Source organism: Gemmatimonadaceae bacterium, from assembly GCA_019752115.1.
Classification (GTDB): domain Bacteria; phylum Gemmatimonadota; class Gemmatimonadetes; order Gemmatimonadales; family Gemmatimonadaceae; genus Gemmatimonas.
Genome location: JAIEMN010000035.1, coordinates 12,242 through 29,473, shown reverse-complemented (window position 1 = coordinate 29,473; position 17,232 = coordinate 12,242). Strand labels below are relative to the sequence as shown.

Annotated in this window: 6 protein-coding genes; 2 read left to right on the top strand and 4 right to left on the bottom strand. The window is 63.5% G+C overall.

From position 1 onward, the window contains the following. Nucleotides 1-549 precede the first annotated feature (549 nt). On the top strand, nucleotides 550-732 hold the full coding sequence (locus tag K2R93_16630) for a hypothetical protein (protein ID MBY0491464.1): 183 nt from the start codon (nucleotides 550-552) through the stop codon (nucleotides 730-732). A gap of 265 nt (nucleotides 733-997) precedes the next feature. Here K2R93_16630 and K2R93_16625 read toward each other — a convergent pair whose 3' ends face one another. From K2R93_16625 to K2R93_16610, 4 genes are all read right to left on the bottom strand, one after another. Further along, nucleotides 998-1,954 carry a sce7725 family protein gene (locus K2R93_16625; GenBank protein MBY0491463.1) on the bottom strand — a complete coding sequence of 319 codons (957 nt, stop codon included), beginning with the start codon at nucleotides 1,952-1,954 and terminating at the stop codon, nucleotides 998-1,000. 41 nt (nucleotides 1,955-1,995) lie between these two features. Then, on the bottom strand, nucleotides 1,996-2,838 hold the full coding sequence (locus tag K2R93_16620; protein MBY0491462.1) for a sce7726 family protein: 843 nt from the start codon (nucleotides 2,836-2,838) through the stop codon (nucleotides 1,996-1,998). Between the two features lie 580 nt (nucleotides 2,839-3,418). Next, nucleotides 3,419-5,830 (bottom strand): restriction endonuclease, encoded by a 2,412-nt coding sequence (locus tag K2R93_16615; protein MBY0491461.1) that lies wholly within the window; start codon nucleotides 5,828-5,830, stop codon nucleotides 3,419-3,421. Nucleotides 5,831-11,322: 5,492 nt separating this feature from the next. Next, on the bottom strand, nucleotides 11,323-13,296 hold the full coding sequence (locus K2R93_16610) for a DNA/RNA non-specific endonuclease (GenBank protein MBY0491460.1): 1,974 nt from the start codon (nucleotides 13,294-13,296) through the stop codon (nucleotides 11,323-11,325). A 2,160-nt stretch (nucleotides 13,297-15,456) separates the two neighbouring features. Here K2R93_16610 and K2R93_16605 point away from each other — a divergent pair. Next, nucleotides 15,457-16,314: a hypothetical protein gene (locus K2R93_16605; protein MBY0491459.1), complete on the top strand. Its 858-nt coding sequence runs from the start codon at nucleotides 15,457-15,459 to the stop codon at nucleotides 16,312-16,314. Nucleotides 16,315-17,232: the final 918 nt, after the last annotated feature.

Here is a 17,232-nt window from a genome sequence, read left to right as displayed (position 1 = left end):
CCATCTTCCGACTCCCAGAATGGGGGTGGGGACTTTGAGACGATCACTTCCTGGGGAATTTCACGCGATCACTGACAGGTGCGGCCTGTTGGTCTGGCACGTCAAGTTCAACAGCCGCCACTCCTCCCGCTCGATCAGCACGATCCCACGCTGCTACGACCTTAGGACGGCGCGCAACACGCGCGTCTCGCCGGTATTGGCCGCTTGGAGGAGCACGTCGCATCGCGGCATGGGAGTTTCTTCGGAGATGCCCGTGTAGCCGAAATCCGACCGCGTCGTTCTCGGCACCTCCCCTTCGGCGTTTCTAGCCGAGGCAGTCACCGATTCCTGAGACCGCGACGGGCAGGCGATCCCGCGGTGGCTCGTGTGGCAGCACGCTAGGCGTCTTTGCCGCGCTTCAAGCGTCGTGCCTTAAGCAACGGCGTGCAGTGTCCTAGCACCGCACCAGGCGATGACCTCGCGTGCCGAAGCTGACGGACCGGCTTGTTGCGGAGTCCCCACGTCGCCAGCGTACAGGTAGCTCCTCAAGCCTCCCCGCTCTGCACCTAGATGACGCTCGATCAAGAAGGGCATCGCGGCGACATGCTCGAGCGCCGGCGGCTCTCGGCGTTGGGCAGTGCGCGCACGGCAGGCGAGCTGGCGGCGCTCCGCGGCGACGGGCTGGGGTGGCAGTACATCAGTGAAGCCGATAGGCGTGGCGCGGCCGTCACTCACCTCCGCGCCGCCTTCTGATCCCGCACCACACGATGCAGCGCAAAAGCATCTCCTACTGGGTCATCGCAGCAGGAGGACCTCCTTCCTGCTACCGACACGGCCATACCCACTCCCGAGGAACCCATGCCGGAGGCTTTGAGGTCCTCACACTTAGGTGGCGAGGTCCTCACGTTTGACGGGAGGTCCTGACATGCGCCACGACCGCCCTGCTGATGTCGAGAGGTCCGCCCCCCGGTCCCCCGCCGGGTCCACCGCCTAGTCGCCTCCCGGCGGCGCCGAAGAGTCAAGCGAATGCGCCCATCATCTGCAGATGATGCCGAATCGAGAGTTCCTTCAGCTTGCCCAGCCCGGGGAAATGGGGCGTTGCATGGTAGCCGAGCAACTCTCGGCAAGCGGCCGTGCCTGCGAACGCCGCATCCGTGGCGGCGTAGCTGGCGACTCGTGCCGCCGCCTGAAGAAACTTGCCGGCGGGATTGGCGGTGGTAGCGTTGCTCGACGAGATGAAGTGCCGAATCCAGGCGTCCGAACTGCTCGCCTGCAGCGCGGTAAGGTGAATGACGACGGCGAGGGGCATCCCGCCCCCCGTGGTAAACACGTCCCCTACCGTCAGGAAGTCACCCCAGCCGGCATAGCCTTGCGCCCGGTACGTGCGATGGAGGTCCCCGAAGAACGATGCGGGAGGATACGCGGCATTGTGCGGCTGCCGCTGAAAACCATCACGCAGGAGGACCAGCGAGGTCGTCGGCAGTGCGAGCCGCAGCTGCGTGGGCGTCTGGTCCGTGATCACGTGTGTCGCCACGTGCCCAGCGTGCAGATGCCCCTGTGCGAGGTTAATCAGCGTCGTCGTGACGCTCGGATCGATGGGTACTTCGCGATGAACGATGCAGAGTTCACGGCCGGCGTACAGAGTGAAAAATGTCTGCACGTGCTGCACCGTGGTCCCCGTCAGGACGAGTAAACTGGGAACCACACTCGCATGGCTCCGCAGTGCCGCCGGACACGTGGCGTGCTGCAACACATCGTGGACGACGCCCGCGCGACTGTTGGCGACGGGATTCGTGATGATGGCGATCCGGCACCCGGCGGTCGTGAGCTCGGTGGCCGCGCGAAGACATGCGGACGGACTTGCATTGACGGGCTCAACCAGCGGCAGGATGTCTGGCCACTGCTGGAGGAGCGGGTGGGAATTGCGGAGCGCAAGCAGCTCATACTGGCGCCCACGCACGTAGGGCAGATACATCGAATCCTCACACGCGGCGGCCACGCGTGTGAGCGTGCCCGCTACTCGATGATGGTGGATAAAGGTTGGCGCAGTGCCTCGCGGAAGGCGCTGGCGTCGGCAAGATCAAAGCCCGCGCTCAGACAGAGGGCGGAGAGCGCGGGCACCACGTCGCGAATGATCTCCTCGACACCGGAGGTACGCGCCCGGCGTCGTAACGCGTCGGCGAAGGCCGCGTGTGCGCGCGCCGGAGCGAGCTGCTCGAAGAGGTCGCGGCACGCGTCGTACATGTGGGTGTTCGGCAGCGCCGGAGCGCGCCCGAAGACGTCGGCAATAATGGGGACGTACTCGTCTCGCCGAAGCGCGTCGAGCATCCACCCCGGTTGAAGTCGCGTGAGGTTGGAGTCGGCCGCGCGATGCGTGCGGAATCGTCCCGAGCTGGTGAGCTCGAGCAGACCCACGTTGGGCGGCAGCACGGCGGCGAGGCGGTCAATGGCGTCCGCGTGGGTCACCACATTGACGTAGTCGAAAACCCGGCAGTAATCCGTGAGCTGACCCGGCAACCGGTCGAGCGAATCGAGCGCCGTCTTGATCTCGTACACGGTCGTAGTTCCGTTGATCAGGACCACATCGGCTTTCGACGTCCCGACGCGAAACTCGGTCAGCATGGTGGTCGTGCGCAGCGAATGTCGACCGAGGAGGATGTGCCGAGCGATGGCATTTTTGTAGCAGTACTCCGCCCGGTAGGCCGACCACAGGTACGCGTACGCGGACGTGTACAGGCTCTCCAGCGACGGGATCAACGCGTCCGCGCCGTACGTCTCGCGCACGAGCTGACCGAGCGACCGCAATGGCGCGCTGTCGGCGCGGCGCGCCAGTGCGCGCGCAACTGGCGGAGCGAACACTCGCGCCAATGCTCGCTCGATCCCTGGCACCGCGGCCCAGTCCCACGGTTCGTCGGACAGCGCCCGAGGCGCCGGTGGGCGGCTCGGTGGCACGGTCGAAGCGGCGGTCGATGGACCGAGCGAAGTGAGCGGGGCGAATGGCATTACCCTCGAGTGTACCGGACGCACGCGCTGCGTGCCATGGGCCGCCGCACGCCGACCCACGAAACGCGATCTCATCCGTCCATTCTTGGGAATGAACCGGGCAGACTGGCCAAGGCGACGACGCGGGCCGGGTGCAACGAACTGGCACCCATGCGCGCCTTGGTGGAGTGGCGCGACGCGACGCGAGGACCAAACAGTCTCCCAGCGCCGATGGGCTGCCGTGCCGTCGCTCGATCTCTAGATGGTTCCCCGGCGTCCGCGGTGTGCTCATGGACGGCAATGTCGAGGTCGGTGCGCCGTCGCGAAAGCTGCCGCTGATCGCGAGGGCCGATTAGGCGATAATCGGGCCGATTACCCGTCAGCTAGACACTTTCTCGCTCGACATTGGGCTGGCGTCTTCGGCGCCTACGTGCCGGCCGGTCGGTCGGTCGGCGACTCAGCTTTCCGGCGGCGGCGAGGTTTCCAGCAGACTCTGCAACCCCCGAAACATGGCGGGCAAGTCCGCCAGGTCCGTGACATGCCCCCCGGCGCTGCCCGAACTGCCAGCCAACCCCGCGCCAACGCGGAGACTGGTCGGGGGCTCCTCGCGTTCGCGCTGTTCGAGACCCTCTGCCTGATCACGCAGGCGCTCTACGGCCCACGCTACGCGATAACCCGGTCCGTTGACCGGCACCCAGCCTGGCGCCGCATCGAGGGCAATGGCCGCTCGCTCGAGCCGGTCGGCATGGTCCCGAAAGAACCCGGACGTCGGCGGCGACTCCTCCGCGTAAGACTCCTGATGACACACATCCGCTACCTTATCGCCCAGCAGCGTCAGGTAGGTGTCGGAGAACGCTGCGGGCAGGGCGCGTCGCAGGTCTGCCATCGCCTCAAGGTCATCCGCCGTCGCCAGACCCTCGGCCGCGACCTGCAAGCCCGCTGCGAGCAGCTGAGGTGAGCGCAGCGCCTGGCCGCTTTGTCCCACCGTCCCAAGCTCTACATGCCAGAAGGCATTTGGTGCCTCGGCGGCGTACACGCGCCTCAGTAACGGCGCCACGACCTCGGGCGAGGCGACGCCCTCACCACGCCATAACCGCAGGACCCTCGCGAGCGAGTGGCGCGCGACCGACACGAGGTCCGGATGATTCAACCGATCCGCGATGTCACACAGCACCATGGCCCGCGCTTCCGGTTTGCTCAAGAGCTGAGCGGTGTATACCGGCGGCGCGCCGGGGGCGGTATCCGCTATGGCGAGGCGCCGGAGGGTTAACGCCAGCACGTGAGGCGCGGTCGCGCCCCGAAACGCCTGCCCGCGATGGCCCCGCAGCAGACTGATCACCTGCTCCAGCGCCACCGCCGAAGCAATAAGCGTGGTCACGCATGTATAATCATCGCACAGTATATGTGACACGTAGTCGCGCGCTGAGGGGTTGGCGAAGCGGAGTGACACCTCGCCGTTCCACTCGCGGTCCGACGTCAGGAAGCTGCCGACGAGTGGGGCGAGGACGCGACGGAGCGGACGAGCGCTGACGGATGCGCCGAAGAGCGTCGCGCGGGAGCGCTGAAACTCGTGCCACGCGGCCTCCAGTCGAGTCAGCGTCACGCTGCCCGCGAAGCTCGCCGCGATACACAACACGTCACGTCCGTCGGCGTCGATACCCTCGTGATACGCGTGCTCCCACAAGAGTTCTGGGGTCTGTAACGCGTGAAGGAAGGCGTCTACATACTTCGCGGGCGGGATGTGGCCGGCATGAGCGGATGACGTTAGAAACTCGAGCAGCCGCGGATTGAAGTTCGGGTGCTGAATCACGGCGCTCCACTGACCGCTCTGGAGCAGGGCCAACCGCGGGGCCGGGGGCAGATCGGACCAGAAGAGGTGCTGATACAGCATTTCGGCGCGGATCTGCGTCGTGTACTGCTCAGGCGACACGGTGAAGGCGTGGGGAGCCAGCTTTACCGCCGCGAGCGGTTCGGAGAGCTGCCTGGCACGCTCCAGTACATACTCCCGTGTCGTCAGCACGAGACGCCAGTTGGGCTCGGCGCGAACGTCACGCATGAGTTCGACCAATCGCCGGTCCTCGTGACGGTGCAGACCCTCGAAGCGTGTTTGTCCAAGAAAATCGTCGAAGTAGAACACTTGGCGCTGTCCCCGGCGCCGGCGCACCGCGAGCTCTGGCAACCCCTCGGAAAGTGTGACGAGCTCGAACTCGCGATTCGCCACCAGCTCGGCCAGCACCAGCCTCGCGAGCGTGGTCTTCCCCACCCCGGGATTGCCAGTGATGATGCAGAGGTGGTCTGCGTCGAGGCGCGCGAGCGCCGCAGGGACGCCGCCGTGTATGACCGACCGCGCGACGGTGCGCCGAATCTGGTCCAACTCATCGTCACTCCCCGCAAACACTCCCGCATGCAGAATCCGCTCTAAGACGGCTGTGCTGGCGAGCCACAACTTCGGATGGCGCCGCTCCACCTCTGGATGCTGACCGAGGAGGTTGTTGAGCTCAGTGCGGGTCATCACGTCATTCGACGTGGCGCAGTATGGCGCAAACAGCCTGCAGATCTCGTCCCGCACTGTCGGCGATACGTCGAGGGATGTCACGAGCACGTAGCGGGCAGGCGCTAGGCGCGCAACCTTCGCAAGCTCGTGGCGCCGTAACTGTGAGACCAGCTGACTGACGCTGGACCCTGCATAGTGCTTGCACTGCACCACGAGCGCGTGCGGATGTGTTGGACTTGCCTGCCGCAGATCGATGCCGCCGTCCCGTCCGACGTCAAATGACTGGAGCTGCATCCCGTGGGCGGCCTGGAGGAGGTCGCGCGTCAGGCGCTCGAACTCAAGGGGCGAGAGCTGGTCGAAGGCGTATTCGGGCATTGAAATCAATCTGTACGCTTGACATCACCGTCACGACGTGGGCCCTTTCGGAAAATTCGTTGACGGGTGTCGGCGAAGGTGCTTGACATCTCCGGCTCGAACAGCGTTCTACGCTCTCAGTAGCGCGAAGTTTGCGGCGGCGTCACGGTCTCGCGCCGAGGGGCAACGGGCCGAACTCTTGGATAGGACCGGGCGATCTTCCGGCGGGAGATCCGGAAGATCTTCTGGCGGGATGCCCTGTACCGCCGGCTGCTCGTCGTCCCACACGACCCGCGGCACACCGAGCGCTTTGTGGATGGCGATTTCGCGGCGGAGGACCTGGTTCGCATAGAACAAGGCGGTCTCCATGCCGGTCGCGAGCGTGGGGAACTCCGATAGAGAGGACATGTCCGAGGCCCTGAGACTGAGGTGGCAACGGCGCACCGCGCGGCGTCGCCGCGGTGCGCCAGAGAGCGGCCCAGCCTCGCGCCTAGCGATCTCTTGTATACGGCCAGCAATCACATTCCGCCATGGTTGTGCACTGAACGGCCGGTCGCATTCGCCGCTCGGCGCCCTCCTGCCGCTGCTCGGCAGGCACCGCCAACGGCTTGTCAAACTGTTCCTGCGAGAAGGGCTTCTCGAGGAACAGCCTCATGTCGTGCCCGATGCACGCCGAGATGTCATCGTCGGCCGAAAACCTTGATACGACCGGTCCCGTCGCGAGCGCGACCATCGCGGGATGGCGCTTTCTATGGAGCGCTACGCCGATGAGCGCTAGGAAAAGATTGCGGAGTTGCATTCTCGCCCTCCGACACCTGCGAGACATCGATGCTCCGGCAACACTCGGTGGGATGAACCGGATGACGGCGCAGTGACACTCACGCATACACTAGTGACGCTAACCTGGGACGATCTCAACAGCACTGCCTCGCAAATGCCTTCCTTCAAGCGTACTAAGTCTTCGCTGCGTGCGAACCAGACAGCCCAATTGGTGGGATTGCGGCGCCTACCTCCACGATCTGAGGCAATGAATCGCCAGACTGACGTTGAGTACCTATTGCCGCGGATTCTGCAGTGCGTTAAGTCGCCTGTCACGCAAGTACTCGAGTACGTCGTTCTTCTCCTGATCGCGAGTGCGTGTGCAGAGCGCTCTGGCGTCACCAATACCACGAACGTGCAGGGTGCCCTCCCACCCGCGACGGGTCGAATGGCCAAGATTGACACGCAAACGACACAGTGCGGGCCGGGATGCGATCTGGTCCCCGGACCAGTGCCACGAACCCATACTGAGGTACGGGGTCCTGGCACCGACCTCAGTTCCGGCTACGTAAGCGTACCCTGGCCCGTAGACTATTCAGAACCGACGTGGGTCGAGATGAGTGTGGTTGGCACCATCGGACGAGCGTACACAACATCAATGGTACCGTCTTTCGACTCGCTCAGGGGACGACCGCTTCAGCCACTAGACGCGGACGGAATGTACGTCGGCTCTTCCTGTGCCGGATACTTTACAACATCGTTCTTCAAGTATGGGTCACCGACAAATCCGGTGATGGCCTGTAATAAGTCGATCTCGAATTCCATGGAGTCACCGACGCTCAGTCGGTTCTCGGTACAGGGCCTCGCTTACGGATCTGGCAGCGTAGTACGCCTGGGAATGGCTCAACCCACGTGGCCTGGTTGGTACAATTGCCAAGGGCCATGCGTCTATCTCTCCTCAGGCGGCGAACAGCGCGTCTCTATATCACCGGCTTCAGATATGCTGCGATTAACCGCCTCTCCGTCCGAGATCGTACAAGGTGACACCGTCCTTTTTTCGCTGACGGTAACGGGCTTCACCCTCGCTCCAACACCGCGCACTTGGACGTGGGTACCTCACCGACGCGCGACCCTTGGAGTGGTCGTCGACAGCGCGCCCGACACGCGAACAGGATCCTGTGCAGGCTCTTTGAATACGTGTCTCACAGCCGTAGATCGCACTGGCGTAATGTACGTGTATGCCCTGTTGCTGCCGTCGCGATACGAGCAAGCGTCCGCACAGGTGACTGTCCGGCCACTCCAACTTATCGCGACACCCGACCGGCCGCAGATTTCAGCATCCGGCGATACAGTGGAACTCAAGATCGCCACTTCACCCAAAGCTCGCGCCTTTACTTCAATCGCGGTGACAGGCGCCAAAAGCGCTTCCGGTAGTTGTAATCCGTCGACGAGTCGGTGCAAGATCTCTGTGAACGCACCCGACACACTCACGGTGACGGCGACGACTAGCCAAGGTGTCCCTCTCTCAGCGCGAGTGGTCATTGATACCGTCGCCTGTCCGACCGGTGATGCTGCGCTCGACAACACCGCAACGCGCCGATTGCTCGATTCCCTGTGGACAGTCGGCGGAGCGAATCAGCCGTTGACCAGCAAAATTGAGCGAAGCGGGCTCGTTGTCGACTCAGCGGGCGTCATGATTTACCGCGTGCTGCCGCCGAATCAATACTCTACCCCATGTACCACACAGTCAGCGCTGGATCGTTATCGCGAAGCGTTCCCAAGCTGGATTCCCGGGGTAATGAACATTGTGACCCTCGTTCATACACATCCATATCGGCCGGGTGTGGACACGCTTCCACATGTGGGGTGCCCCACCTCAAAAGCCGGACAAACCGTGGGGGATGGACCCAGCCCAGAGGATTGGGACACGTATTATCAGGCGCTCGACCTCAACCGCTTTTTCGAATCTCTCAATCCCGGGACACAATTGCTCAATCCGAGATTTCGCCAGGTGCTCATTGATCAGGACCGTGTGTGGACCCAAGGTCCACACACGGGCGCTTGGCGGGCAGACTCGGCTTCACCACCAAGAAGACTTCCGATACCGATCCAGGTCGGCCAGAACGTACAGGGGTATCGACGTGCGATTCCGCCGTCGCCGCTCGTGTGTATGACGAAGACTACGACCGCCCCTTCAACGAAATAGAGGATCGATGCTCACCAAGCTTTTGCTGGCTCTCGGCATATCGGGTGCCGTCGTGGTCGCACGCAAGCCGGTTGGACCACGTGCTCCTCTTGCGCGAGCCACGAACACGTGTGCGATGAAGAGCGTACAGGTTCAGGCTGAGGCGTTGTTACGAATTCAACGGGTCGTCGAAGACACCTCAGTATACTTTACCTCGTTGCGAACTCGCGCGGGGCTTCTCTCCGCGACGTTGGGCGACATCGAGACGGTGTCCGATACGCTCGAGTGTCAGCGGGCTCTTCGCGCATTTTGGTCCTTTTACGATTCAACCAGCGAGGCGACCGTAATGCGGTCGGTCGACTCCGGACTACTTGTGCGGGTTGGCCCGAATCGAAGAATTTGGGTGGTGGACGTTTTCAACCAATGGTCCGGAGCGACGTACACCGTATTCGACTCAACCTACAGTGTCGTTCGTCCAAACTTGTAACGTGCGAATCACCTTTTCGTACGGACGCCGTCAACATAAGTTCGGCCGCCCTAATGGCGATCTTGATCCTGCGAACGCTGCAAGACCTTCGTCACAGCGCGAAGTCGTCGCGTTCGCCGTGCAGGCTTCGGTCCGTCACGGACCCCTGTGGCACGCTCACTCAGCGTTGCTGACAATACGTTCACGGGTCCGCGCGGCAGAAATCAGTGCAGTTTCGAAAATCGGCCTTGAAGGGCAACCTCCCGTTCCAGATGCCTGCGGTTTGGCGCCAGTCGACGAAGAGCCTCAAGTCATCTGGAGATGAAGGTGGGCGACCCCCTCGATCCCGTTGCCGTTACCGCGGCGGCTTGTCGACGAATGCAGCGACGGCGTCAACAAGTCCGGGCGAGAGTGGCGCGCTGGCGCCGTCGTAGATGGGCATCTGGCAGGCCCGGTCGGCTGGCGCCTGCTTGAGTACGTGGTTCATCCCTTCAATGCGGACCACACGGCACCAAGGTTTGCTCGCGCGAGCAGGTCCGCTTCGAGAGGAGCCACCTGTAAGTCGCTCGAACATTACATAATCAAGCACGGACTCGTCAGTCGTGCGATTTCGCTCTCCCCGCGTACTGCATCCACGAGCGCGGATAGCCTTGGACGCTGGGTCGGAACAATCTGGCGAGGATCGGCGGCGTGAAGTCGACTGTCTCTCCGCGCCTCAGTCGTGCGAGGATGCTGTCACTCTGGATCAGCAGCGGCGCGGGGTAGTTTTGCGCTGAGTTGTTTGCGGATGACTTGGTCCGCCGGTCCGGCCGCTCCCACAAGCGAGCTGTAGGCAGCGGTGAGCGTCTGGCGGAGCCCAACGAGTCCGAGCAACGCTCCCTCACTGTGTCCCGCGACAATCACCCGTGAAAATCGGCAGACTGCCGACAACAACCGCAGCCAGCCGACCACGTCATCTACAAACCGGTCGAACGTCAGGCGTTCATCGGGTATCCCTCCACCTCTGCTGCCCGCCACACCTCGCTTGTCGAAGCGCAGGGTCGCAATCCGCCGCGCTCGCAAGCGACTCGGCCAGCAGAAGAAGAGAACCCGGCGCGCCGCCAGGGCCGTTACCGTCGCGGTCGGTCGGCCTTGACCCGGAGATGAGCGGGACGACGGGCATCGCACCACGCACCCGCGGCACGAAAAGGGTGCCCGCGAGCTGTTCAGGTGCGTGCGGAGGCAGTACTGCTTCGGACGCGACCTTGGGGGCGGCCTGCGACGAGAGCTGGTGGGCGCCCACGGCGAGGCACGCGCCGAGAGCAAGCGTGCGAGGGATGCGAGCGAGGAACATCAGTTCGAGCACTCCAGCAGAAGGGTTTTCCCTGTCCGGCGCAGGGCGCTATCCGCGCGCGCGGGTTCAGTCGGACGCACTCCCACGCCGGGTAGATTTGAAAGAGCTGAGACCGAGCTACTCTTTGCTCACGGCGAAGACGGCCACCTGCCATTGGATTTGCCCGAGACCTGGCGAGTGCTGGTGATGGTTCTGCGGAAGAAGTGTGTGCCCCTCGGCCATTCCGACTCCGTCAACGCACGCCGCGCAACGTTAGATCTCTGGAGGAGCGCTGGCGTTCCAGGTAAGTGTAGCGCATCGAATGCTCCATGCTGAGATTGCGACACAATTTGCGATTACTTGTAGACTGCCGCCGCGGAATCTCCAGTTGGTCGTGAACAATGCGCGCCAGGCCAGTCTATGCAGGGAGGCTTGGCGCAGGTGGCACCCATCGATTTCGAATCGTTTATACCCGACTTTCGCTGCCCCGCATGTCACCGCACCACCACACACGTGCGTCCTTGAGTAAGCGAGGCCTCGCGCATGGCTCGGTCCTGTTCAAGTCCGTCGCCGCCTGCGCGACGTACACTTGCGGGATCACCAGCAGTGACCTTGGGAACATTTGCAAAGGCGCCAGTGCATTCGACCAACTCGGGATCATCTCGCCCCAATCTCGGTCCCGACGCAGCACGACGTGCAACATCGGCGACCGCTCATTGGGGAGACCGGTCACGGCCTTCCACACCGGTCGTCCTGTTCCGAACGACTGTTGCCGTGATGCATTCCGGAGGCTAGAAGCCCTCGAACACTAAGTCCGTAAGGTCGCCAATCTCCTCGACGGTCGATTCCTCGACACCGCTGGGCGTCTCGATATCGAGCTCGAGCGGCCCCGCCGCCTCGAGCTCGTCTCGCTGGTCCAGGATGAAGGCGCGGTGCTGCAAGGTCCCGTCCTCGACCCAGAAGATGATTTTCCAAAACCGCTGCGGGATCTTGATGCGCGTCCCCATGACGGCATCCGAGTTCGGACTCCGCAGCGAGTCGTACGTAGGGTCATCCGCCGCCAGAATCGGCCCGACAAACTCACTCAACCGGGTGTGCTCGTCCTTGGCCGCGCCCACGACTTCCCGCTCGACGGTGTACCACTCCCGCGTGCCGTTGAAGGCGGCGATCTGCGGACAGACGTTCGTCAGCGTGAAGCTATGGAGGTCGGCCTGTCGCCGCTCCTGGGGGGTGCCGAACACCACGTACTCGCGCGCCGCCTGATGGCCGCGTTGCAGCATCTGGCTGAAGATCGAGTCGTCCGGCTGGTGCTCTTCCGCGATGCGCGGGTCTAACGACCAGGATGGGCGCTGGGGGAGACTGCTGCGAGACCGCCCCTTCCCGTCGATGTTGACCGCCGCGAAGATCGGGACGCGGCGCTTTGCATGCATGGCCGTCGTGAAGTGCCGGAACGGCAGCAGATACTCGGTGGGCGCGTCGACCCGGGGAGCCAACGCCTTCCGCAGGACCGGCTTGGGCGATGGCATCGGGATAGTCACGCCGTGGAGGAAGTCCGGATCGTAGCCGAGGTCGTTCGGGAAGAGGTCGAGGGCGCGCCGCGCGATTTCCACGCCGAGCGCGGGTCGATTCGCCGTCCAACCGGACCGTCTGATCACGGGCGCCCCGAGGTGAGCGCTCCCGGGACGAGCGACGACCGACCGCCCCACTGTCGCAGGCCGCAGCACCGTCGGAATCGCGACCGGGGTCGCCAGCGGCCCCTCGCTGACGTCCCCAGCCGCCCCCCCGATGATCGCCAGCGCCCGCGCGGCGTCAGCCGCATACATCCCGTCTTTCGTGTTCGCGAGTTCGCGGAGCCTCGCGAGGATCTGACTGATGCGCGTGCCTTCGTTCGAGACGTACCGCAGAGACGCGTCGTCATCTTGCCGCGTCGCCGGGGAATTGTCCTGGCGCAGCACCACCCACTGCCCGTCCTGTTGCGTCACGGCGGGGACGCCGCGTCGGTGGAGCGCCACGACAAACCACTGGTCGTTGAAGACCGGGGAGCCGGACGAGCCCCGGAGCGTGTCGGTCTCGTAGTATAGGAAGTTGTTCGCGGGCGTCCCCGCCGCCGCCATCTGGTCATCGTACGGGTAGACGGTGACCTTGTTGTTCCGCGCAGCGACGTGCTTCTGTCGGCCATTGGGATGCTGCACGATGGTGGCGTACTCATCACGTACGATCTTACCGGTCTGCTCGAAGAGACGCAGATAGCCATAGTCGAGCAACGGCGTGCCATCGGTCGCGGTGGCGCTCACCGTCGTGATCGCAAAGTCGAGCGCCTCGTCCGCCACGAATAGCTCGCCCGGGATGAGGCGGAAGACCCGTGGCGGGAGCGGCATCCCCGTCACGTCATCCGCCGCATCCAGCGTGAAGGTAGCCGCAGCCGCCCAATCCGGGGTGCGTAGGACATGCTGATTGGTCAGAAGCAGGTACGGCGCCACTAAGAAGCCCGTGGCGAAGCCCGTTCCCTGTCCCGCGACAGGAATCTCGAGACGGCCGACCGCACGTGCCGCACGTTGGCCGATCTCGAGGTACCGGATCGGCAGAATATCGCTCCCGTCGATGAGGCTCTCAAAGAAAACGCGGTCACTCGGCAGCAGGAATTCGCGCCGCTTGTTGAGCATGTCCGCTTCTACTTCGGCCGACGTGCCCTGGGCCTGTCGGTCCTGTGCCGCCTGAAAGCGCATCGCGCTCTCGACTGCCGCCACCAAATCAATACGTCCCATTGGGTGCTCCACGTGAGGAGGAAGGCAAGCCGCCGGATTGACCCCTCCGCTAATGTGTGGCGTCATAGCCTCGGCCGTCCATCCCATCGGCTGGCATAGGACGTTCACGTCTTGCGTATTCGGCCTTCGTCCGCACAAACGCATCGCCGAGAGGGACGGGGAACGCAAGCAGTAAGGGGGCGTGCGTGGTCCGCCTAGCTCCGTCCCCGTCGCCCCGTCCCAACCGCGACGCACACGGCCCCCATCAATCGCGTGCCACCTCGGGGGAGAGACGGTAACGCGATGCGTCCGTGTGCTGCTGTACACAGGCGACGCGCGGTGAACGCACGATGGGGTGGATGTCTACGCCATTCTCGCTCGGACTGCCTTTGCCTTCCCCGCAGACAGAGGAGCTCGACCACGAGCGCTGCTGCGCGAGCAATATGGTCATCAAGCCGGTGTCGCACGAGCGATGTGGCGGTACGCGCAACTAATGTAGCCATGACCACACTGCCGCCGCGCTCGCCCTCGGCACGTGATCCCGCAGCAGCCAACCGCAGCCCCCGGCGCCTGGGTCAGCATCCATTCGCTAGCCCCACGGTCGTCTTGCAATCGGCTCGCTAGGGAAAAGCTCGAGATACGCGGAGGGACTGCGTCTCGCGAGCCACGCTATCAGTTCGGCGACTTCGTCCGCCCTCAATGGCGTCTCGCGGTCACCGTACCAGTCAGGGCACAACGCGTTTGCTGGCGACTGTGGCGTTGCCCGCCATCTGCGAAGAATGCGCACTACGAGTGTCACCTCAAGTTCTCTCATTGACCCATCCACATAGGAATTGGGATCGCGCGATACAAGGTCCTCGGGAGCCCCGTGTACCCCGTCGCACCATCGGATTGCAGTCGCGCTCAGATCCCATAGATCCGTCATGAACCTGCGATATCCGTCGGCGCCACCTTGACAGCAATTCATCTGACGAAATTGAGTCTAGCGAATGTGAAGCATTGGATGCGCCCGGCTGGTACGTTCTGCCGTCGGGCGACGAGTCCGCTGCGCTGTTGGACACCTTGTAGCGCGGCGCCAGCGGACTGGATGGGAAAAATCTTCCACATGTCGACGCTCCGTCGAGACTGGCCACTCCTCCGAGCTATTGATCCTCCTTGGACCTCTCAGAACTTCACTGGACAGGGACGCGCGAGAGAGGGAGAGAAAATGCGGAGAACCGGCGCGGGAGCGCGGAGTGCGGCAGGGATCGCTCATGCACCGAGGACCCTTGGGGACCGCCGACTCCAAGAAGAATGTCCTTGCTCACCCATGCCCGCACGACTGCATCGAGCGTGGAACGCGTGTGCGCTGCCCGGCTACGTGCCGGGTGTCAGCTCGCGGTGTCTGAAGCGTCCGTTCCTGCACCGGAACGCTGGCTCCATTGTTACGGTGGCAAGCTGCCCGACCATTCGGGCCAACGCCCGTGCGCGTTCGATCCGCCGGCTGGACGCGCATGTAGGTGCCGGTGGTACCCGACAAAGCGCCAAGCCAGTCCGTCCCCACAAGCCTGCTCAGGCCGAGGTGTGCGGCCCTCCCCTCGCAAATCCGCCGCGTGTGGTTGACAGGTGGCCACGAATGGGCGTCCGGGGCAATTGGTGTGCTATCCACTTTCACGAACTCGTCACCAACGGGAATCACCGGGTTCCGTCGTGAGCATTTCCAGTGTGCTGCCTCACGTGCGCTCCACCTTCTCGTCGTGACTACGTACGATGGGAGCTGACGTCTCAGCGATTGAAGCGACGAGACCGGACGCATCAGGCCTTCCGATCCCATTACCCACTCCTCCAAGGTAGCTCGCACAGATCCGAGTTTCGTCTCGCGCGCGCGCTCAGGTATCCGCCGCGGTCTCCCCGAATCTCCCGGGCACGCGTCGTTGCGCGTGTGACGCGCGCCAATGCAAGGCCGATTAAGGAAGCAGAGGAGATGATCTGCTCTTGCGCATCTGTGGGCGCCGCGCAGGTTCGAAGGTGTCGCCTAACGAGCAGTGCGTGAAGACACCGTCGTGCCGCCGCTTCGCGATTGAAAGACAACGACAACGCAGGACTGGCGTACAGGCACCGATCCGTGCCAAACCCGAGATCGTAGTCAGCAGGCCCGCCGGGGAGAAGGCCTCAGCGGAACTAGAGCGACCGGAGAATTGAATGCGCTTCCCCCGTTTTGCGTTCGTAGCGACTCTGCTTGGAGTGCAACAGCAACTGCACGCGCAGACATCAATGACTCTGACAGAAGCGCGCGTTCAGGGCTCGTGTGCGGCGGGAAATCGCGACTGTCACGCCCTCCAGCGCCGGGAGGGGACATGGTATGTTAACCAGCCGCTTCGAGATCCCCTCGTCTATACGTTCGAACCGGCCGCCGACAAACGATGTGACGAGTACGCCGTGCGCTTTCAACCATTGGGGAGCACGCGCGGTACGGATCAACCGGACGCCGTCCTTCTGATGTTCGCCGAAAACGCGAATCCGTCCGGCGAGGTTCGCGAGTGCCGTGCGTCTTGGCGGTGGCGCCTCAGCGACTATCCCGGTAAGCAGTACGTCGAGGCACGCCTGTACCTCGCGGATAAATACTCAGTCGGCACCCCTCCGCTGGCACGCGCGACGGCAAGCGCGGATGCGAACTCGCCAGCGCAGCTCTTCGTCGGCATGGCGTGGGACGTTCAGGGAAAACGGCCTGCCAATCGGGATGGGTTCACGCCAAATCCCCAGCTGACTAAGCGATTCTTGCCCACCATCGGCGCCGACGTGCCGCTCATCTTCCCGGGTTTTGCTGTGCCGCGCGTGCGCGTCGTGGTTGCCACGGCCTTCAACAACGCAGGGGCCGACTTGTATGGGGGCGTCAGTGTGGTTCCGCTCTTCTTGGGAGCGCGTGCGGGAGCCTTTCCCATGCAGGTCATGGCGGCGATGCGATGGTACGGACCTCGTGCTGATCCAAGCATCGTTATCGGTGGCTTCGTCACGTCGGCTGGATTGACGGCAGCATTGCAAGGACTAGGAATTCGGTAGGTGCGTCAAGCGACCGACGTCGCCGCCTTCGAAGCTGCGTGAGCGGCGGGGCGGGGACGCACGCGCTGGTGAAAGTATGATGCATTGAGTTGCGTGCGGAGTGTAGCGAACCCCAAGGTCGGCGTCAGGGGCTCCGCGTTTTGCGCACAACCACCATGCTTCCTGGAAGAGTCACCCATGCGATTTGCTTGGCGCTTGCCCCGCGACGAGAGCACGCGGCGGCCCAGACCATCACGTAGAGCCGTTCGCATGGGTGCCGCTCCGCGAGTACATCACGCGATCTGCACCGCGCGGGGCTGCCCAGCCGCACGCACGCTGAGCGCCACGTGGCCGGTGACGTGGATTGCGTGACGGCCAGCCGACTCAAAAGGGGGCGCCCCCCGAGAGCGCCGGCCTACGTAGACGCGTCTGTCGCATACTCCACTCGATGACCGAAAAATGCCCTCCGGCGGCCATCTCGCACTCAAGCTAACGTTTATACACACTCCCCGGTGAGCGCGCTGTCCGAAACGAAAACCAGCGGCGAGAGTGCATGCGGAAGGAATCGGCAGATGCGATACGGTACTTGCAGCCGCGATCCGTTTGGTCCGCTGACGATTTGCTATACCAAAAGCACGGACTGAGGCTCAATCAACAAGACGAGTCGGAGCCCAGGATCATGAGCGTCGGGCGTACTCTCGAATCGTTGATCGCAACACCGAACTTTCGGCAAGAGCGGTCGAAACCGCCCGTTGTCTGCGTTCCATAGCCGCATCCGAGGTACCGAGCGCTTCTGGTCGACGGATTACGCGCAGCGCCACTTTGCCGATGGCGGCCACGTTCCCTCTTGCCCGGCAAACATCCATGCTTCGATCAGGTCATTCCTGGCACGCACGCGCAGTCGAAGATCACTGCGTTTGGCGCACATATTGACCTGCA

What these genes read in the sequence shown, in the direction of transcription:
- K2R93_16625 (MBY0491463.1), bottom strand. Translation starts at nt 1,954, where the DNA reads ATGTATCTGCCCTACGTGCGTGGGCGCCAGTATGAGCTGCTTGCGCTC.
- K2R93_16610 (MBY0491460.1), bottom strand. Translation starts at nt 13,296, where the DNA reads ATGGGACGTATTGATTTGGTGGCGGCAGTCGAGAGCGCGATGCGCTTT.
- K2R93_16605 (MBY0491459.1), top strand. Translation starts at nt 15,457, where the DNA reads ATGCGCTTCCCCCGTTTTGCGTTCGTAGCGACTCTGCTTGGAGTGCAA.
- K2R93_16615 (MBY0491461.1), bottom strand. Translation starts at nt 5,830, where the DNA reads ATGCCCGAATACGCCTTCGACCAGCTCTCGCCCCTTGAGTTCGAGCGC.
- K2R93_16630 (MBY0491464.1), top strand. Translation starts at nt 550, where the DNA reads ATGACGCTCGATCAAGAAGGGCATCGCGGCGACATGCTCGAGCGCCGG.